This is a genomic window from Salinivibrio sp. VYel1 (assembly GCF_009377945.1).
GTDB classification, from domain to species: domain Bacteria; phylum Pseudomonadota; class Gammaproteobacteria; order Enterobacterales; family Vibrionaceae; genus Salinivibrio; species Salinivibrio siamensis.
The window spans coordinates 258102-278089 of sequence record NZ_RSAM01000002.1 but is presented as its reverse complement, the minus strand read 5'-3'; the positions used below and the strand labels follow the sequence as shown (position 1 = coordinate 278089).

Sequence of the window (19988 nt, the reverse complement as noted above, 5' to 3'; positions counted from 1 at the left end):
AGAAACGCAAAAGGCGACCTAATCGGGTCGCCTTTATTATTACCTGTGGGTGACTGCTGGAGCATCCGTGAGACGGTCGCGGGTCAGGCCGGTTTAGGTCGCCAGTGCGGATTGATGTGCGCCATTAGGATATGATCTTCCCATCGGCCATTAATCAGCAAGTAATCACGCGCTCGACCTTCATATTCAAACCCCACTGCCTCTAGCACCTTGGCACTACGCTGGTTACACGGCATGTAGGAAGCACACACACGGTGGATATGGACGTTATCGAATAGCCACTGATTGGTCGCGGCGAGCGCTCGACGCATGATCCCTTGTCCTTGTGCCGCTTCATCTAACGAATAGCCCACGGTGCACGAATAAGACGGGTATTGCATCACACTGGTATAAGAAATCACCCCTAACACGTGAGGCGAGTCTTGCTTGGCGATCAAAAAATAATAAGCCAGCTGATGCTTTTGTAATTCCATCAACTGCAGCACACGCCGCTTCCATCCCTGTTCAGTATAAAAACCCGCCGCACGTTCAGGCTCCCAAGGGGCGAGAAAATCACGGTTGCGCTGAAAGTACTGCACCACCCGGGTCACGTCCTCGTGACTGATGGCATCTATGCGTAGCTCATCAACGGACAAACGCGGGAAGTGGCTCACTGACGTCTGATACATACTGGCTTCCGGCATCGGCTTACTTTTTACCAATCCCATAGTCGCGCAGTTTATTGGCAATCGCGGTGTGCGAGACATCCAACCGTTTAGCCAGCTTGCGCGTTGAAGGGTAGCTTCGATACAGGTTATGCAAAATCCCCGACTCGTAACGCTTCATGATTTCATCTAACGAACCATCCATCGACTCTTCACTCATAAACTGAGTGTTTTCAATTTCTGGCAGTTGGACGTCATCAATCGTCATCACTTCTGCGTCAATTTGGGTCATCGCATGGAGCAACACATTACGTAACTGGCGGATATTCCCGGGCCACGCATAGTGGGTAAGATAGTCCGCCAACGCCTCATCGATGCGCGGCTTGGATTGCCCTAAATCGGCAGCAAATTGTTTGACGAACAGTTCTGCAAGCGGCATCACGTCGGCCGTTCGCTCTCTAAGTGGTGGGACAGTGAGCGATAACACATTGAGACGATAGAAGAGATCTTCACGGAACTGATGGGCCGCCACCAGCTCAGGCAAGTTTTTCTGTGTTGAACAGATCACTCTTACATCCACCTGCATCTCGCGTTCTTCCCCCACGCGGCGGAAGGTACCATCTTGCATAAAGCGCAATAGCTTCACTTGCAGGTGGCGGCTCATTTCGCCGACTTCGTACAAGAATACCGTGCCGCCATCCGCTTGCTCTAAGATGCCTTTTTTGGCGCTACCGCCTTCTTCGGCGGCCGCCATACCAAACAATTCGGTTTCAGCGGCGTTATCCGGCATAGAGACGCAGTTAACGAGTAGGAAAGGTTTGTCTGCGCGCAAGGAGTGACGGTGACAGGCACGCGCTATCATTTCTTTACCTGTGCCCGTTTCGCCTTGTATTAAGAGAGGTGCATCCAACATCGCCAGCTTTTTCGCTTGGCTAATAAGCTGCTTAAACTTGTTTGACTGACCCACAAGATGATCAAACCCGTGATCGCTCGGGGTACGGAACACAGTTTGCGAGGTGTTATTCATCGCCACCTGCTTGAGCTGCACCACCGCACTCACCAATACAGGCTGCTCACTTTCGTCATTGATGTGCACTGGCATCACTTCCATGAGGAAGTCGAGCCCAGCCATTACCACCATACGACAGCTTTGGCTGGCTTCTTCTTTTTCCAGCCAATGGGCAAACTGAAAGTCAGGAAACACGCTGTTTGCATGTTCATCGATAAGCTGGTGTTCACTCGAGCCAATCAAGTCTTGCGCCGCCTTGTTGGCCATATCAATGTAGCCATCGAGGTTAATCGACACCACAGGATCGGTCAGGCTTTCAACTAACGCTCGCAACTCTTTATGTTCACGCTCAGCCGGTAAGAATTGTACTTTGCGTACGTCGGTGACCCCAGAAATGAGTCGAATTTCCGACATCAACTGGCTAAAGGCGTCGAATTCAATTTCCGGACAGTTGAGGTATATGATTCCGACCTGGTCAATTTCAATACCACGCAGGTCGATGTCGCGGCGCACCAGAATATCGAGGAGTTCGCGGGTAAGCCCGATCCTATCTTCACAACAGACTTTCAGTCTCATAATGGATTCCTGTAACTTGACAGTGATACCCAATACCGGCAGCAAGCCTTTTTGCGATGAGTACCCTAAAACTATGCCCGCTTCAACGGGTTACTGAAGCATTCATCGTCGCGGCTGCATGCGCTGCATTAGCTGTCAGGATAAGTTGACACTGAAGCGGAGTTTGAGCGGGTTGGGGGGAACAGTCAAGCCCTGATGCGATTTTTGCCTTACGCCGTCACGTTTGTAGCACAGAGAACACGCAATTAACTCACTGATTATTCAATGAATACCAATGTGGCTGGTAAGTCTACCTACCAGCCACCTTACCGGCGTGGACTATGACGCGTCTTGTTGACGCTTCCCCACCAGCCGCTTTACCAACTCACGGCGAAGTTGTGACAGGCTAGGCGCGGCTTGACCATGCCAAGGCAGTGGCCGCATGAGTGTCATGGTTTTAAGCCCCAACCGCGCGGTGAGCAGGCCAATGCCGAGCCCCTGCGCCACCCGGCCTGATACTCGGCCAGCGATATTGACGGACAACACATCAAAGCCCACATCGGTCATCGCCTCACTGGCACCCGCCAGCGCCATGTTAGTGAGCACCATTTTCAGTAGGCGAAAACGTGCTTTAACGCCCAGTTGGATCCCGTAGATCTGCGCGATACGCGTCATCAAATGAAAATTACGCCAAGCAACCAACAACATGTCTGCCGCCGCCAACGGGCTCACCGCTACCATGAGTGCCGCCTCTTGCGCGTGCTTGGTTACCAGGTCACGCGCCGCTTTATCTTGCGCACTCAGTACTTGCTGCTCATAGAGACTCAGAATTTCACTGTCGTTATGTGTGGCCGCCAGTTGCTGCTGCCAGTTGGCAAAGGCTGCCGTTTGGGCCTGCCCGGTTTGCTCAGCCAATTGCTGACAAAACCGCTCTCCTTGCCCGACCGCATCACAGCTTAGCAGCTGTTCCGCTTGCTCCCGCACGGCTTCACGCTGAACCAAACGACGCATCGCCCGCCATTCTTTGCCCAGCATCACCAGTCCGGTTGTGGCAACCGCGACTAGCAGACCCTGCCAACCCAGACTCAACCAATCTCGTTCGAGCCAGCTTTGATAGACGCTGTCCGCCGATTGCCACACGGCGAGCAGCATAGTCACCAATAGCAAAAATGGCCACACGCGGCGACGTTTACGTGGCGAAGGCCTTAAGGTCGCATCAAGATCCGCATCCCACTCTTCACTCGAGACAGGGGTAAAATCGGTTTCCGATTCGAATTGGGTTCCTTGTTGTAATTCGCTTTCCGTGTCACGTTCTACGTCCACATTTTGTGCAAAGGTTTGTTTTGGCTTGTAGTGCGTCATGGCGCCCTCGCTTATCGAAATTTATCACCCAGCAAGTAATCCAGTGCCTTATCCATACGAATGTGCGGTAACGGCGCATCCAGTGGCGCTTGCTGAGGACGGAAAGAGGGAAAGTCAAATCCTTGCGCTTGCCAGAATGTTTCATCAGGTAGCTGCGCTGGCACATCGCCGGGATACAGGGTGACTGGCGAGTTGTCTGCAAGCACACCTTTTAGCGCACTCTGGCTATCGCCTTTTACCGTGACATAGCCTGGTGTGGTGGCTTCAATCGCGGCCACACTTTGACAACGCATATCAATGCCCTCAAACGCAGCTTGCTGCCACGCCTGATGAACGATTTGTTGTAATAAGCTCACCATATTTGGGTGTTGATCGGGCGTCACATGATCAGCTTTAGTGGCCGCAAACAATACCTTGTCAATCCGTGGTGAAAACAGCCGTTTCATCAGCCCTGACTTGCCATATTTAAAACTTTGCATCAGCTGCTCAACGGCAAGACGCATATCGTGAAATGCCGCCGGCCCTGCATTCAGGGGCTGCAACGTATCCACCAGGATCACTTGCCGGTCTATTTTGGCAAAATGCTCGCGGTAGAACTTGGCGACCACATGCTCGCAATAATAGTCGTAGCGCGCTTTTAGCACCCCGTAATTCGAGTCTTTCCCGGCTTTGGCTAGATCGTGTTCATTTTGGCTACCAACCCAAGGGAAGAATTGCACCACAGGCGCGCCCGCTAACTCACCTGGCAGCACAAATCGACCAGGCTGTACCCAGTGCAAGCCATCATGTGCTTTGCATTGGTGTAAAAACGCCGTGTAGTCTTCAGCAATTTCCGCCAGCTTTTTTTCATCAGCAGGGGCAAACGGGTCAAGAGCCGCTGCCTTAGTTGTCCAAGTGGAGGCCAGCTCGCCCCGACGGCCGGTGAGTAGCCCAGCTTGTTTGGCCGACCATTGCGAGTAGGTTTGGCTTAACAAGGGTAAATCGAGCAGCCACTCTCCGGGATAATCGACAATGTCCACGTATAGCGTGGCCATTTCGTTGATCGCTCTCAGGGCAGCCGACTGCGGTCGATAGCGCACCGCAAGGCGCACTTCACTGACATCACGTGTCGGCGACGGCCATACTGGCGGAGTTTGATGAAGCGCTTGCATAGCACTGTCGTAGTCAAAGGCTGGCAGGTGCATATGCGGGTGGGGTTCACGACGTGCGCCCAGCCCACGCCCCTGTTGCACCAGTGACATCAGCGGTAAGTTGGGCTCTGTGCCCAAATGCGTCAATTGATTGATAAGAGAGGTAATAAAGGCGGTTTTACCCGCACGAGAAAGACCGGTCACCGCGAGGCGAACATGACGGTCAGCCCCACGGCTCACCCACTGCTTCACGCGCCTTTTCACTGATGGCATAGGTTGATATGGCTCCTAGTTGGCCAAGCTGCCCAAACAGGGCAGCGAGGTTAGAGTTTTTTGAAGGCTTGGTCGACGTTAAAGGTCGATGAGGTTACATACGCTTCCATGTGCGTCACCTTGTCTTCCATGTGACTAAACTCGCGGTCGAGATCCGCGATCAATTGGCTGGCAGACTTCCCTGATTGCCAAGGTTTTTGCTTCACTTGATGGTCTTGCTGCGCGGCTCTCGGCTCTTGACTCACCTCTGACGGCTTTTTATCCAGGATCAGTACCGCCGCGATATAAGCGACCACCACAAAGAACCCAAAACCGAGTAAAAATGCCGAAACAGTCAGGATGCGCACTAACCAGGTTTCCATGCCAAAGTGATTGGCAAGCCCGGCGCACACCCCTGCGATGCGGCCATTTTCTGGATCTCTGTACAAGGTATTACTCATGCGCGTTGCCTCCAGTGAGGGGCTTCTGCATCCAGTAGACGCTCTAGGTTATCCACCCGTGCCTGCAGCTTTTCGGCACGCTGAGCCAATTGTTGCAGTGTTTCGTAATCTTGCCCACTCAAGCCTTGCGCCACTTGTCGCTTACTGCGGTAATGCAGAAATAACCACAATGGGGCGACAAACAGCAAGAAAATCGCCAGTGGGAAACCAAGAAATAATGATGACATGTCCGCTCCTTGAGGTATCGTTACGATTGATTGTCTTTCATTTTAGCTTTCAAAGACGCCAGCTCTTTTTCAATCTCGTCTTGCGCTTGTAAGTCAGCGAACTCGTCTTCTAGGCCTTTTCCTTTGCCCATTTGATAACTGTCTGCTTCCGCTTCTAGTTCGTCAATACGGCGCTCATATTGTTCAAATTTCGCCATTGCCTCATCGGCACGCCCACTGCCGAGGTGACGGCGCACATCACGGCGATTGCCTGCTGTTTCACGACGAATCGTCAATGACTGCTGACGCGCGCGTGTCTCGCTTAACTTGTTTTCTAATGCCGCAATTTCGCCGGCAAGCTTCTCTACGCTTTCATTAATCAGCGTCAGCTCTTCGTCCAGCGCGACTTTAACATCATGCGCTTTTTGCTTCTCAATCAATGCGGCGCGAGCCAGGTCTTCACGATCTTTTTGCAATGCGAGTGAGGCTTTGTCCTGCCACTCTTGGATCTGACGCTCGATGTTTTCAATTTTGCGCGCCACTTCTTTTTTATCGGCTAGCGCTTTTGCCGACGAGGTACGCACCTCAACGAGGGTGTCCTCCATTTCTTGAATGATCAAACGGATCATTTTTTGTGGATCTTCTGCCTTGTCTAACAATGCGTTGACGTTAGCATTCACAATATCAGCAAAACGCGAAAAAATTCCCATCATAGACTCCTTAATACGCTTCCTCGTTGATGAGCCCTAGAGTTAAGGCCAGTGGCGCGTTAACCCGTGGTACTCGGCTCTGACACGCTCAATAGAATTCAAGTCCCATGCCAACTTTTAAGGTGTTTATTTTCAATAGGTTAAAACAGATTGCGTTAAACTGAGAAAAAGGCCATGATGAAGAAAACCACTATTTGGTAAAAATCGCCATGCGTGAACAAGACAATTTACTGGGTGAATCGGACCGTTTTCTCGCCGTGTTGGATCATGTCAGCCAACTGGCACCGCTTAACCGTCCTGTTCTGATTATGGGTGAGCGCGGCACGGGGAAAGAGTTGATTGCACAGCGTCTTCATTATCTCTCCGCCCGTTGGTCACAACCACTAGTGAGCTTAAACTGTGCGGCGCTCAGCGAAGGGTTGATCGACTCAGAGTTATTCGGGCATGAAGCCGGTGCCTTTACCAGCGCCAAAGGCCGGCATGCGGGGCGCTTTGAGCGAGCAGAAAGCGGTACCTTGTTTTTAGACGAGATAGCGACCGCGCCATTAGGTGTGCAGGAAAAGCTGCTACGCGTGATTGAATATGGCGAATACGAGCGTGTTGGCGGCACATCTCCTCTGCGTGCCGATGTGCGTCTTGTCTGTGCAACGAATGAAGATTTACCCGCCCTTGCCAAACAAAACGCTTTTCGTCCCGACTTGCTTGACCGGCTGGCGTTCGATGTCGTTCACCTCCCGCCACTGCGTGAGCGTCAGCAAGATATTCTGTTGTTAGCTGAGCACTTCGCGATGAAAATGGCCGTGGAGCTTGGCTATTCGCTGTTTGCTGGCTTTTCGGCACAGGCTCAATCTCAACTTCTCGCTCACACCTGGCCAGGTAATGTGCGCGAGTTAAAAAATGCGGTTGAGCGCGCCCTCTCTCGCCACAATGATCCTAGTACACCCATCGACACGATATGTTTAGACCCTTTTTCACCACCTTGGCGCACAGCGGATGCCGAGGCACCTGTGCCCATTGAGAGAGAGGCATTGCCGTCATTGCCCCTGGACCTTCGCCAGTGGCAAACCACGCAAGAACACGATTTGGTCACAGCGGCCCTGTCACAAGCCAACTATCATCAGAGAAAGGCCGCGCAGTTACTTGGCCTAAGCTACCATCAATTCAGGGGATTGCTGCGAAAACATCATGTGGGGCAAACCGGCTGACGCAACGTGTACGTGCATAGGTACACCCCGCACGCAAAGAAACATCAGATAGCCCCTACTTTGCTTGGTGGTAAAGCCGTTTCAGTGGTAGATTACGGGGTTTACTTTGATAGCTGATTTTACTTGGTTTATGCGCGTTTTTTTCCAGTATTTGATCCTGGGTGTGAGTGGTCTGCTCCTTGCAGGTTGTGACGCTGCCAGCGATCAACGTGCGGCCGACAATCGTGGCTTTGTGTTTTGCGGCCCTGGCCAGCCTAACACCTTCAACCCTCAGTTGACCGATGGCGGCCTCACGGCTGATACCTTGTCGAGTCAGCTTTATGACCGTCTGCTGCGACTCAACCCCGAGACGTACCAACCCGAGGCGATGCTGGCGAAAAGCTGGCAGGTGAGTGATGACGGTAAAACCTACACCTTCTCTCTGCGCCGGGGCGTGGCATTTCATCGCAGTGTCAAATTCACCCCCTCACGCTACCTCAACGCAGACGATGTCGTGTTTTCCTTTCGTCGCCTTATTAATCCACGCCATCCTTTTCATCGCATTTCCGGTGGTCAGTACCCGTGGTTTGATAGCATGAACTTTGGCGGCTTGGTGACCCAAGTTAAAGCGCTCGATACCTACCGCGTCCAATTTACACTCTCTCGGCCCGATGTCTCTTTTCTCTCCACGTTGGCCACCAACTTTTCGGTGATCCTTTCAAAAGAGTATGCTAACCAATTACTGGAAGCGGGTACGCCAGAGAAGCTCGATACCTATCCGGTTGGTACCGGCCCGTTCGCGCTAGCTGAGTATCAACCGCGAGAGTTTATTCGACTACGCCGCCATTGGCAGTATTGGCAAGGCCCTGCGCCGATGGAGCAGGTGGTGTTTGATGTTTCAACGCGCGGCACAGGGACGCTTGCGAAAATGCTGACGGGCGAGTGTGATGTCCTCGCCTCTCCGGTTGCGAGTCAGCTTCCCGTGGTTGTCGGTGATGAACGCTTCAGTTTGTCGTCGCAAACGGGCATGAATGTGGCTTTTATCGCCCTCAACACCCGTCATCCTGCGCTTTCGGAAGTGGAAGTGCGTCAAGCGATTAATCTTGCGATTGACCGGGGAGCCCTGCTCAGTTCGGTCTATTATGGCACGGGCGCGCCCGCCACCAGCTTGCTTCCGCCTATGTCATGGGCTTACGATCCAAACCGAAAAACTCAGCACGATCCCAAACTGGCCGCAGCACTCCTTGCCAAAGCAGGCTATCGCCATGGCTTTAGTGTCGATTTAACCGTGCCGCTAAAACCGACCGCGTTTAATCCCAGCCCACGTAAAACCGCAGAACTAATCCAAGCGGACTTGGGTGAAATTGGCATCGACGTCAATATTATTCCGGAAAAAACGGTTAATCGCACGTCCATTCGCCAAGGTGATGACAGCCACGATATGGTATTAACCGGATGGGTAGCCGACAACGGCGATCCCGATACGTTTTTACGTCCCTTGCTCACCTGCAACGCGAAATTTACCGGTTGGAACATTTCTAATTGGTGTAACCGCTTTTTTGACCAAACACTGAATCAGGCGATCGCCACGGACAAGATAGCCAAGCGCAAGGCGTTGTATCAGGCCGCTCAGACGATTCTCGACCGTCGCATGCCCGTTATTCCGCTCGCCCACGGTATTCAACATCAAGTGCGTGATGCTAGCCTGACGGGGCTCACGATGACGCCCTTTGGCGCGGATAGTTTCGCCGATGTGTCGCGGGAGCACTAACTCATGCTGATTTATACGTTACGACGCCTCAACCTGTTCTTAATCACGCTAGTGATCCTCACCTTGGTCGCCTACAACATTATGTTGCTGGCGCCCGATTCACAGTGGCACCAATTTGATTACTGGATAGGCTGGATTTACTACATTCGACAGTTGCTCGATGGAAACCTTGGCTTGGCCGCCAGTGGGTCGCCGGTTGTTGACACCCTGGCACACGTCGCGCCTGCTACCTTGGAACTATGCTTTGCCGCGCTCTTTATCAGCTTGATTGTGGGCGTGCCCTTGGGCACGCTGGCTGGCATTCGTAGCCAAGGGCCAGCAGATAAAGTGATTTCTTCATTTGCCCTGGTGGTGTTCTCCATCCCTACATTTTGGTTAGCTATCCTCTTTATCATGGTTTTCTCACTCGACTTGCAGTGGTTTCCGGTATCAGGGCGCTATAACCTTTTGTATGAGATCCCGCATATTTCCGGTTTCGCGCTAGTGGATTTATGGCTGTCAGACTTACCGCTACAAGGCAAGGTCGCCTCTGATATTGTCCGTCACCTCGCACTTCCCACCTTGACCCTTGCGGTGGTCCCTACCACAGAGATCATCAAGATGGTGCGCGACTCCATGGCTTATGTGATGCGCCAGAACTACATCAAAGCGGCAGCGACCAAGGGACTATCAAAAACGGAAATAGTGCTTCGCCATGGGATGAAAAACGCCATTCCACCGATCATCCCTAATTTTGGCCTACTGGTTTCCACCATGGTGACCTTTGTCATCATCGTTGAGTCAGTATTCAACTGGCCTGGAATTGGGCGCTGGCTGCTCGATACGCTCATCGCTAAAGATTATGTGTCAGTACAAGGCGGCGTCTTGGTCATTGGTGGGTTTGTGTTACTGATTAATATCATCTCGGATGTATTAGGGGCTTTTATGAACCCGCTGGTAAGGAAAAAATGGTATGCCCTCAAATAGTGTTTACGTTGAACAGCATATCCCTACCCAATTTGAGCGCACCTGGAATGCATTTCGTCGCAACAAGCTTGCGGTGATTGGCTTTTGGTGCCTGGTTGGGCTCATCCTTGTCACCTTATTTGCCCCTCTACTCGCCCCGTGGAGCCCGCAGCATCAAACAGGTCACTTACTGATGGCGCCCTCTTGGGTGCAGTCAGGGCAAATTGAGTATTTTTTAGGGACCGATGATCTTAGCCGCGATATGCTCTCGCGCCTGATTGCCGGCTCTCGGCTCACCTTTGGTTATGCACTGATGACCGCATTGGCCGCGTCACTTGTCGGGGTCGCGATTGGCGTGCTAGCCGGGATGACCAAGGGGCTCAAATCGAGTGTGTTGAATCATATCCTAGATAGTATTCTCTCTATTCCTTCGTTACTGTTGGCCATTATCGTGGTCGCCTTTTTAGGGGTGGGCGAAACCCAAGTATTGCTCGCTATCTGGCTGTCACTCATTCCACGGATTATCCGCGCGGTGTATACGGCCGTACACGATGAGATAGGGAAAGACTATATCATTGCCGCGCGCTTGGACGGTGCCAATGATTTTTATCTGCTTTACCATTCGATTCTGCCCAATATCGTCACAGTACTGAGTACCGAAATTACCCGCGCGATTTCGGTGGCGATTCTTGATGTGGCCGCACTCGGCTTTCTAGGCCTTGGAGCACAGCCGCCGGCGCCAGAATGGGGCGCCATGTTAGGGGATTCTGTCGAGCTGATTTTCACGGCGCCTTGGACTGTCACTCTGCCTGGAATGGCGATTGCGTTCAGTGTGTTGGTTGTTAACCTAGTTGGTGAGGGGATCAGCCAAGCCATCAATGCAGGAACTGAATAATGCCGTTACTTGATATTCGACACCTGACCATAGAGATAGAAACCCCACAAGGTATGGTGAAAGCCGTCGACCGTATGAGTTTGACCATCAATGACGGTGAGATTCGTGGTTTGGTGGGGGAATCCGGCTCAGGCAAAAGCTTGGTGGCCAAAGCTATTTGCGGCGTCACTAAGGATCAATGGCATGTAACCGCCGACCGATTGCGCTTGGGTAATATCGACCTATTAGAACTGCCCGCGCGCGAACGTCGCCATGTGGTCGGCAAAGACATTGCGATGATCTTCCAAGAGCCTTCCACGTGTCTTGACCCATCCGAAGTAGTGGGTCATCAGCTTGAAGAGGCCATTCCACCCGCGTCATTTTCCGGCAGTTGGTGGCAACGCTTAAATTGGCGCAAGCAGCATTCTATCGCCTTGCTGCATAAAGTGGGCATCAAGGATCACAAGCGGGTGATGGAAAGCTATCCGTATGAGCTTACCGATGGCGAGTGTCAAAAGGTGATGATTGCAATGGCGATTGCTAACCGCCCTCGCCTATTGATTGCGGATGAGCCGACCAACGATTTAGATCCCATTACTCAGGCGCAGATATTCCGTTTACTGAGTCGCACCAATCAGTTATCTAACACGACAATCTTGCTGATTAGTCATGATCTCACCTTGGTGACGCGTTGGGCCGATAGGATCACCGTGATGTATTGTGGCCAGTCGGTAGAGTCCGGCAACCGCGAGCAAATTTTAACCACGCCGCACCATCCTTACACGGATGCTTTATTACGGACAATGCCTGATTTTAGCCGCGACATTCCCCACAAGAGCAAGCTCGAAACCTTGCCTGGCTCAATACCACCACTGCAGCATCTGCCCATCGGTTGTCGACTGGGGCCGCGTTGCCCGTACGCACAACGTAAATGTGTCGAAACGCCTCATACGCAAAAAGTGAAAAACCATAAATTTGCCTGTCATTTCCCGCTCAACATGGAGAACAAGCATGGCCGCTCTTCTTGAAATTGATGGGCTCACCAAAGATTATCACCACCGCACAGGGTGGTTGAGAAAGCGTGTCACCCACGCGGTGAAGCCGGTCTCTTTTTCTTTGGATGTCGGGGAAACCATTGCCTTTGTGGGCGAGAATGGCTCAGGAAAATCAACCCTAGCACGCATGATTGCTGGCGTTATCGAGCCAACGGCAGGCGAAATCCGGGTCAATGGTGAGACGCTGCGTTACAAAGATTACCAAACCCGCTGCAAGCTGATTCGGATGATCTTCCAAGACCCGAACACGTCGCTCAACCCACGCAACCAAATCGGCCAAATCTTAGAAGGCCCCTTGCGGCGAAACACCAATATGACCCCGCAAGAGCGAGGTAAGCGCATTAAGAACACCCTGTTGCGGGTCGGCTTGCTGCCGGAGCATGCTTACTTTTATCCGCAGATGCTGGCAACCGGCCAAAAACAGCGGGTATCACTCGCCAGGGCTTTAATTTTGCAACCGAGTGTCATTGTCGCCGACGAGGCGTTAAATGGTCTCGACATGTCCATGCGCTCGCAAATCATTAACTTACTGCTTGAGCTTCAAGATGAGATGGGCTTGTCTTACGTGTATGTGTCGCAGCATATGGGGGTGATCAAACATGTCACCGACAAGCTGATGGTGATGCAAAAGGGCGACGTGGTGGAATCGGGTAATACCGCTGACATTTTTGCCAACCCGCAACACAGCTTGACACAAAGGCTGATTGACAGTCATTTTACCGCACCGGTACTGGATAGGCGGTCGCGCAAATCAGTCAGCGCCCGCCCATAATGACGAACACGAGCGGCGCGATCCATGGCCGCTCTGTTAACGCGTCCCCTGCCGCTCTCTACCTCGTCAAGCGCTTAGCTTGAAACATTGGCGAGCTCAGTCATTAGCAACGGCGATTATTGGCAACCACAATTGCTAGTAAACGCGATTGCTAGTAAACGCTAGTGTTAGGAGCTTAAGTTACTCGCAACCCGAGTTACTCGGCACTTTGGTCATTCAACGATTGGTTAATTGACGCAAGCACAGCAGCGGGGTCCGCCGCTTGCGTGACAGGGCGACCTATGACGAGATAATCAGAGCCGGCTTGTACCGCTTGCTCGGGCGTCATCACTCGGCGTTGGTCACCCTTGTCGCTCCCGGCTGGGCGTATACCTGGCGTGACTAATTTAAAGGCGTCCCCACACTGTGCCTTAAGCAGGCTCGCTTCCTGCGCGGAGCAAACAACACCATCAAGGCCTGCCTGCTGCGTCAGACCCGCAAGGCGCTGCACTTGCGCCTGTGGCGATATCTGAATACCACTGTCTGCCAAATCCACCGCCGTCATGCTGGTTAACACGGTCACACCAATCAGCCAAGGGCGGTTGCCCCCATAAGGCACTAAGGCTTCACGTGCAGCAACCATCATTCGTTCCCCGCCAGCGGCGTGGACGTTGACCATCCAAACACCCAGCTCTGCCGCTGCCGCGACCGCTCGTGCACACGTGTTCGGGATATCGTGAAATTTAAGGTCGAGAAAAACCTCGTGCCCACCCGCATGCAGCTGCTTAATCAATGCCGGCCCAAATAAGGTGAACATTTCCTTGCCCACTTTTAAGCGACATGAACCTGGTTCTATCTTCTCGGCAAAGGCCAAGGCGTGGTCCATATTCGCATAATCAAGTGCCACAATGACTTTTGGGTCGTGCATGTTGTCTCCTAGTTCCTTGTTTACGATTCATCTCAGCAGGTATACCGCCGCGATAGATAAAAAAACGGCGATGCTTGCGCATCGCCATTATTCACCATCAAGCCCTCGAATTGGCTTGATTGCCCCCCAGCTTTTGCAAGAAGGACATTGCCAGTAGAGCGAGTGGGTCGAGAAACCACATTTTCGACAACGATAATGCGGCTTCACTTTCATCTGTTCCGCCACCAAGTCTTTTAGCGTGTTCAGACTGGTTTTTGCGCGTCCCTCTTCCGCTTGCTCAACATGGTATTCCATTAACTTGTGAAAGCCGCGCATGGTCGGATTGCGAGTAAGCTGGCGGGTGAGAAAGCTTTGCGCCATCGCGATATTTTCGTTGTGACCGATCACTTCTGATAGCATCAACTCCGCGCTCACCCCAGCATTCTTTTCAATGCATTCTTTTAAAAACCGAACCAGGTGCATTTCACGTCCTAACGCGCGATAGCTCTCCGCCAACAGTGGTAACGCCTCACTGACAAAATCCGCATCCTGCTCAAGGATGTTCTCTAGCTGCTTGATGGCGCCTTTATAATCTTGGTGCTCAATATCAAGCTTGGCCAGCTTCAAGCTGGCGCGCACGCAACTTTTATCATACGACAAGGCGCGACGTAGCCATTGTCGTGCTTTATGTTCGTCGCCATCGGCGAGCTGTTGCATCGCCAGTTCGCAGTGAAAATGAGCGATGTCTTTACGTAATTTTTGTTTGCCCATTTTGACCAGTTTGCTCGCGGTATCAATCGCGTTTTCCCACTCTCGGGTTTGCTGAAAGATGGCTAACAACTGCTGAAGGGCAAATTCTTGATAATCTGGCTCATCCACTAGCTCAGAAAATATCTTCTCTGCGCGATCAAAAAACCCGGCGACCATGTAATCTTTGGCCAGTTGTTGCATGGCAAGGTTACGTTGATCAAGCGTCAGATTAGGGCGAGCAATCAGGTTTTGGTGGATGCGAATGGCGCGATCGACTTCGCCCCGAGAGCGAAACAGGTTGCCTAGGGCAAGGTGAGTGTCAATGGTCTCATTGTCGACCTGTAAAAGCTCAATAAACAGATCAACCGCTTTATCAGACTGTTCAGACAGCAGCAGATTCAGCCCCGCCACATACTGGCGAGACAAGTGATGTGACTGTTCTTGCCGTCGATGACGAGCATTCCTGTTACCCATGTACCAGCCATAACCGGCGGCAATAGGGAGCAACAGAAACAACAGCTCTAGCATGAATTATTGTTCCTTTAGCGGGTCCGTACGCAATTTATCAAGTTCTTTGCGTTGCTTTTCCACCTGTTTACGCAGCCCTCGAGCGGTCACTCTCGCTTTTAGGTATAACGCACCGCAGACTAACCAGCCGATGCCAAAGCCAATGACAAAGACAATACCCAAGATAACAGAGAGACGAAACTCACCTTGGGCGATTAAGTAGTTAAAGTTGACCACATCTTGGTTTTGCGCTCCCAGCGCCAAGGTGGTCAGAAAACATAACACCAGAAACAGAATGCCGAGTATTTTCACAAGTATTCCCTCATTGCGAAAGGCCTAGTGCCTCTTCAATTATGGCAGAACGACAAGATGCGAGGCACTTGTCACTGTGAACGTTTGCTTGATACAAGAAAACGTTACTAATGCACCCTTGGCCCGTGCTATCCACTCGCATGATGGCAAGCGACAAGGTTTTAGTTGTGGGTACAAGATCTTACACAGAAGGTATGATTATGCAGGAAATTCGCCACGCAAGCTATGATCGATAGACATAAAAAAACGGCATACCTACAGCATGCCGTTTTTTTCAGCGTCTATCGCTTAACCATAGATGTTAACGCGATCACGAAGTTCCTTACCAGGTTTGAAGTGAGGGACGTATTTACCGTCAAGCTCAACTTTTTCCCCTGTTTTCGGGTTACGCCCCACGCGAGGCGCGCGATAATGTAGTGAGAAACTACCAAAACCACGGATTTCGATCCGATCACCGCTTTCAAGTGTGGTCGCCATATGCTCAAGGATTTCCTTGATAGCATCCTCTACCTGCTTAGCAGACAGATGGGCTTGCTGACTACAGAGCCTTTCAATTAACTCAGATTTGGTCATAGACACCCCGCTTTAGTATGTTTCTCAACAGTATAAATGCAGAGGGGGAAAATTTCCCCCTCAACTTATACATTATTCGCTCTTCGCTGCTTTAAACGCGTCAGCCATAGCATTACCGATAGCGCCTTCATCAGATTTGTTCAGGCTAGCCATCGCTTCTTGCTCATCAGCTTCGTCTTTCAGACGAACAGACAGGTTTAGCACGCGGTTCTTACGGTCAACACCAGTGAACTTCGCTTCAACACTGTCGCCAACTGAAAGCACTTGAGTCGCGTCTTCAACACGGTCACGCGCAGCTTCAGAAGCACGCAGATAACCTTCAACACCGTCGGCTAGCTCAACCGTTGCGCCTTTCGCGTCAACAGCCGTTACCGTACCGTTAACGATAGCACCTTTCTTGTTAGCTGCCAGGTAGTTGTTGAATGGGTCTTCTTCCATCTGCTTGATGCCAAGTGAGATGCGCTCACGCTCTGCGTCAACCTGAAGAACCACTGCTGAGATCTCGTCGCCTTTCTTGTATTCGCGAACGGCTTCTTCGCCAGCCACGTTCCAAGAAATGTCAGACAAGTGAACCAGACCGTCGATGCCGCCGTCTAGACCGATAAAGATACCGAAGTCAGTGATTGACTTGATCTTACCAGTAACACGGTCGCCTTTGTTCTGAGTTTCAGCGAATTGCTGCCATGGGTTGGCTTTACACTGTTTCAGACCAAGGCTGATGCGACGACGCTCTTCGTCGATGTCCAGAACCATGACTTCAACTTCGTCACCCACGTTAACCACTTTAGATGGGTGGATGTTCTTGTTGGTCCAGTCCATTTCAGACACGTGTACCAGACCTTCAACGCCTTCTTCGATTTCAACGAAGCAGCCGTAGTCAGTTAGGTTAGTTACGCGACCAGTCAGCTTGTGACCTTCTGGGTAACGGTTAGCAATAGCTACCCATGGATCTTCACCCAGTTGTTTCAGGCCGAGTGATACGCGAGTACGCTCACGGTCAAACTTCAGAACCTTAACGTTGATTTCGTCACCAACATTAACGATTTCTGATGGGTGCTTAACGCGCTTCCACGCCATGTCAGTGATGTGAAGCAGGCCGTCAACGCCGCCAAGATCAACGAACGCACCGTAGTCAGTCAGGTTCTTAACGATACCTTTAACTTCCATGCCTTCTTGCAGAGAAGCTAGCAGCTCGTCACGCTCAACGCTGTTTTCTGACTCGATAACCGCACGACGAGAAACCACAACGTTGTTGCGCTTCTGGTCAAGCTTGATTACTTTGAACTCGAGCTCTTTGCCTTCCAGGTGAGAAGTGTCACGTACTGGACGAACGTCAACCAGTGAACCCGGTAGGAACGCACGGATGCCGTTCAGTTCTACGGTGAAACCACCTTTCACTTTACCGTTAATAACACCGTTAACGGTTTCAGCTTCTTCGTACGCTTTCTCTAGCTGGATCCAAGCTTCGTGACGCTTCGCTTTCTCACGAGAAAGCTGAGTTTCACCGAAACCATCTTCCACTGCGTCCAGGGCTACATCGACTTCACCGCCGATTTCAATTTCAAGTTCGCCAGCAGCGTTCTTGAATTGGTCAGCTGGAATAGACGATTCAGATTTCAGGCCTGCGTCAACCAGAACGAAACCGTTCTCGATAGCAACAACAGTACCCTTAACAATAGAACCTGGGCGAGTTTCGATTTCTTTTAGAGACTCTTCAAAGAGTTGAGCAAAAGATTCAGTCATTATATTTAAATCTTCAATTTGATAAACGTCCACGGGTATCCTACCGCATGGGGTTGTTAAATATGTTAGCTATCATCCTTGCAGCTAACGGTTATAGACTGCTTATGCAGCCGATAATTTGCTTTCAATAAACGCCAGTGCTTGTGCAATCACTTCGTCGATTGATAACGACGTTGAGTCTAGCACTAATGCATCTGACGCGGGGCGCAATGGTGCCACCGCTCGATTGCGGTCACGATCATCACGCTCTTGAATTTCGCTTAAAAGGCGGTCAAAGGTAACATTAACCCCCTTGCCTTGCAACTGATGCTGGCGCCGGCGTGCGCGTTCTTCTGCGCTAGCATCAAGGAAGATTTTCGCCTCCGCTTGCGGGAACACTACGGTACCCATATCACGGCCATCAGCAATCAAACCTGGCTCGCCGACAAACGCACGTTGACGACGCAACAATGCCTCGCGAACGCGCGGGAGTGCAGCGACTTTCGACGCTTGATTACCCACCTGCTCTGTGCGTAAGGTGCCCGATACGTCTTCCCCTTCGAGAATCACCTTCACCAGATCACCTTCGGCAATAAATTGAACGTCTAGGTTCGCAGCCAGCGGTACCAAGGCGTCTTCCGATGAGGTATCCACGTCATGATGAATTGCCGCTAATGCCAAAACACGGTAGATGGCACCAGAGTCTAGCAAATGCCAGCCTAGTGTCTCCGCCAACCGCATACATAAGGTTCCTTTTCCTGCACCACTCGGTCCATCTACTGTAATCACAGGCGCCTGTGTCGGCATAAATCTCTCCACGTTCGTCAACTTTACTCGATTCGCTTCGCTTGAGGCGTTAAATGGGTTTGACGCCTGCCATACCGTGACGCGACAAACACACTGTTTGCCCAACAAGCACATCGATAAATCGGCGCATAGTATAGAAGAAATCCGGCTGGAAATCATTGCTGCTGCGTGGATATCAGCAGCAATGTGTTGCAGCATGGTTATTTCGTGGTGCTGATTGCCGCGAGCTTCTCGAAATAATCAGGGAAGGTTTTTGACGTACAGCCCGGGTCATTAATAGTGACGGGCGTATCACTCAATGCGACCAACGAGAAGCACATCGCTATCCGATGATCGTCATAGGTATCGATGGCCGCGTGGTGTAACTGCTTTGGTGGCTCGACGTATAGATAGTCTTCGCCCTCTTCAACCACAGCGCCCACTTTTTTCAGCTCGGTAGCCATGGCATATAAGCGATCGGTTTCTTTAACACGCCAATTGTACACGTTGCGAATCCATGTCGGCCCTTCTGCAAACAAGGCCGCGACGCCAATGGTCATCGCTGCATCAGGAATATGATTAAAGTCCATGTCGACGCCTTTAAGCGTCTTTCCACGGGCGAGAACATAATCCTCTCCCCACTCAATCTCGGCGCCCATCGCCGCGAGTGCGTCGGCAAACTGGATATCACCTTGCACACTATGACGCCCGATGCCCGTCACTTTGACTTCACCGCCCTTAATCGCGGCCGCCGCGAGGAAGTAAGAAGCGGATGAGGCATCACCTTCCACCATAAAGTGACCTGGTGATTGATAACGCTGTCCAGCTGGGATCACAAACGCTTGGTAGTTATCATTTTGTACCTCAACACCAAACTGCGCCATGATTGCCAAGGTAATATCAATATAAGGCTTAGAGACAAGCTCCCCTTTAATGGTGATCCGGGTCTCTTGCTCAGCAAACGGCGCGGCCATCAGTAGTGCGGTGAGAAACTGACTCGAGATACTACCATCGATACTCACATCGCCACCTGCCAGGCCAGTGCCTTGGATACGTAGTGGCGGATAGCCCTCAGTTTCAAGATACTGGATATCAGCACCAATCGCATTCAGGGCGTCAACAAGGTGGCCAATAGGACGCTCTTTCATTCGTGGTTCACCCGTCAGGGTGACGTCACCCTCTCCCAAGCATAGTGCCGCCGTCAAAGGGCGCATCGCCGTTCCCGCATTGCCGAGAAACAGCGTGGTTGGCTCGGCGAGATGAAACGGTTGTCCCAGCCCTTGTACCACACATTCGGTGCGATCGCTGGACAATTGATACTCTACTCCCAACGCGGTAAACGCATTGAGCATATGACGTACATCGTCACTATCCAGTAAGTTGGTTAGTCGGGTGGTGCCTGAGGCTAGAGCGGCAAGGAGTAATGCGCGATTCGACACGCTTTTTGAGCCGGGAAGGTTAATCTGGCCGTTGACATAAGAAATCGGGGAAAGTGTCAGTTGCTCCATTCTGGTTTATATCC

The 19988-nt window shown here is 51.6% G+C and carries 20 protein-coding genes; 6 read left to right on the top strand and 14 right to left on the bottom strand.

The window, feature by feature from the left end:
* Positions 1–83: 83 nt before the first annotated feature.
* The 7 genes from EHW58_RS03860 to pspA all read right to left on the bottom strand — a co-directional run bounded on the left by EHW58_RS03860 (position 84) and on the right by pspA (position 6329).
* Complete coding sequence (locus EHW58_RS03860) at positions 84–707, bottom strand: GNAT family N-acetyltransferase (RefSeq protein ID WP_227486489.1); 624 nt, start codon at positions 705–707, stop codon at positions 84–86.
* Positions 688–2229, bottom strand: coding sequence for a transcriptional regulator TyrR (gene tyrR, locus EHW58_RS03855; protein ID WP_152794840.1), 1542 nt, complete (start codon positions 2227–2229; stop codon positions 688–690). The genes EHW58_RS03860 and tyrR overlap by 20 nt, the downstream gene beginning before the upstream one ends.
* A 318-nt stretch (positions 2230–2547) precedes the next feature.
* Positions 2548–3570, bottom strand: coding sequence for a YcjF family protein (locus EHW58_RS03850; protein WP_152794838.1), 1023 nt, complete (start codon positions 3568–3570; stop codon positions 2548–2550).
* Positions 3571–3581: 11 nt separating this feature from the next.
* Entirely contained in the window at positions 3582–4973 is a 1392-nt protein-coding gene (locus EHW58_RS03845; RefSeq protein WP_152794837.1) for a YcjX family protein, read from the bottom strand.
* 50 nt (positions 4974–5023) lie between these two features.
* Positions 5024–5413, bottom strand: a complete 390-nt coding sequence (pspC, locus tag EHW58_RS03840; RefSeq protein ID WP_152794836.1) for an envelope stress response membrane protein PspC — start codon at positions 5411–5413, stop codon at positions 5024–5026.
* Positions 5410–5640, bottom strand: coding sequence for an envelope stress response membrane protein PspB (pspB, locus tag EHW58_RS03835; RefSeq protein ID WP_046073483.1), 231 nt, complete (start codon positions 5638–5640; stop codon positions 5410–5412). The genes pspC and pspB overlap by 4 nt, the downstream gene beginning before the upstream one ends.
* Before the next feature lie 20 nt (positions 5641–5660).
* A complete protein-coding gene (gene pspA, locus EHW58_RS03830; RefSeq protein ID WP_077666150.1) occupies positions 5661–6329 on the bottom strand; it encodes a phage shock protein PspA in 669 nt (222 codons plus the stop codon).
* Positions 6330–6538: 209 nt separating this feature from the next.
* Between pspA and pspF the strand changes: the two genes are divergently transcribed.
* From pspF to EHW58_RS03800, 6 genes are all read left to right on the top strand, one after another.
* Complete coding sequence (gene pspF, locus EHW58_RS03825; RefSeq protein ID WP_152794835.1) at positions 6539–7534, top strand: phage shock protein operon transcriptional activator; 996 nt, start codon at positions 6539–6541, stop codon at positions 7532–7534.
* Positions 7535–7664: 130 nt separating this feature from the next.
* Positions 7665–9284, top strand: coding sequence for an ABC transporter substrate-binding protein SapA (sapA, locus tag EHW58_RS03820; protein ID WP_046073486.1), 1620 nt, complete (start codon positions 7665–7667; stop codon positions 9282–9284).
* A gap of 3 nt (positions 9285–9287) precedes the next feature.
* Positions 9288–10250: an ABC transporter permease subunit gene (locus EHW58_RS03815; RefSeq protein WP_077638498.1), complete on the top strand. Its 963-nt coding sequence runs from the start codon at positions 9288–9290 to the stop codon at positions 10248–10250.
* Positions 10237–11124, top strand: coding sequence for a putrescine export ABC transporter permease SapC (sapC, locus tag EHW58_RS03810; protein WP_077605955.1), 888 nt, complete (start codon positions 10237–10239; stop codon positions 11122–11124). Before EHW58_RS03815 ends, sapC begins: the two co-directional genes overlap by 14 nt.
* Positions 11124–12131 carry an oligopeptide/dipeptide ABC transporter ATP-binding protein gene (locus tag EHW58_RS03805; protein WP_046073489.1) on the top strand — a complete coding sequence of 336 codons (1008 nt, stop codon included), beginning with the start codon at positions 11124–11126 and terminating at the stop codon, positions 12129–12131. Before sapC ends, EHW58_RS03805 begins: the two co-directional genes overlap by 1 nt.
* Positions 12115–12930: an ATP-binding cassette domain-containing protein gene (locus EHW58_RS03800; protein ID WP_046073490.1), complete on the top strand. Its 816-nt coding sequence runs from the start codon at positions 12115–12117 to the stop codon at positions 12928–12930. Before EHW58_RS03805 ends, EHW58_RS03800 begins: the two co-directional genes overlap by 17 nt.
* A gap of 196 nt (positions 12931–13126) precedes the next feature.
* Here the strand turns inward: EHW58_RS03800 and pyrF are convergent, their stop codons facing one another.
* The 7 genes from pyrF to aroA all read right to left on the bottom strand — a co-directional run bounded on the left by pyrF (position 13127) and on the right by aroA (position 19974).
* Positions 13127–13837 carry an orotidine-5'-phosphate decarboxylase gene (gene pyrF / locus EHW58_RS03795; RefSeq protein ID WP_152794834.1) on the bottom strand — a complete coding sequence of 237 codons (711 nt, stop codon included), beginning with the start codon at positions 13835–13837 and terminating at the stop codon, positions 13127–13129.
* An 87-nt stretch (positions 13838–13924) separates the two neighbouring features.
* Positions 13925–15094, bottom strand: a complete 1170-nt coding sequence (gene lapB, locus EHW58_RS03790) for a lipopolysaccharide assembly protein LapB (protein ID WP_077579240.1) — start codon at positions 15092–15094, stop codon at positions 13925–13927.
* 3 nt (positions 15095–15097) lie between these two features.
* Positions 15098–15385, bottom strand: a complete 288-nt coding sequence (locus tag EHW58_RS03785; protein WP_370517823.1) for a LapA family protein — start codon at positions 15383–15385, stop codon at positions 15098–15100.
* 288 nt (positions 15386–15673) lie between these two features.
* Complete coding sequence (ihfB, locus tag EHW58_RS03780) at positions 15674–15958, bottom strand: integration host factor subunit beta (RefSeq protein WP_046073494.1); 285 nt, start codon at positions 15956–15958, stop codon at positions 15674–15676.
* A gap of 72 nt (positions 15959–16030) precedes the next feature.
* Positions 16031–17701 (bottom strand): 30S ribosomal protein S1, encoded by a 1671-nt coding sequence (gene rpsA, locus EHW58_RS03775; protein ID WP_046073837.1) that lies wholly within the window; start codon positions 17699–17701, stop codon positions 16031–16033.
* A gap of 102 nt (positions 17702–17803) precedes the next feature.
* Entirely contained in the window at positions 17804–18487 is a 684-nt protein-coding gene (cmk, locus tag EHW58_RS03770; RefSeq protein WP_046073495.1) for a (d)CMP kinase, read from the bottom strand.
* Between the two features lie 200 nt (positions 18488–18687).
* Positions 18688–19974, bottom strand: coding sequence for a 3-phosphoshikimate 1-carboxyvinyltransferase (aroA, locus tag EHW58_RS03765; RefSeq protein ID WP_077579239.1), 1287 nt, complete (start codon positions 19972–19974; stop codon positions 18688–18690).
* Positions 19975–19988 lie beyond the last annotated feature (14 nt).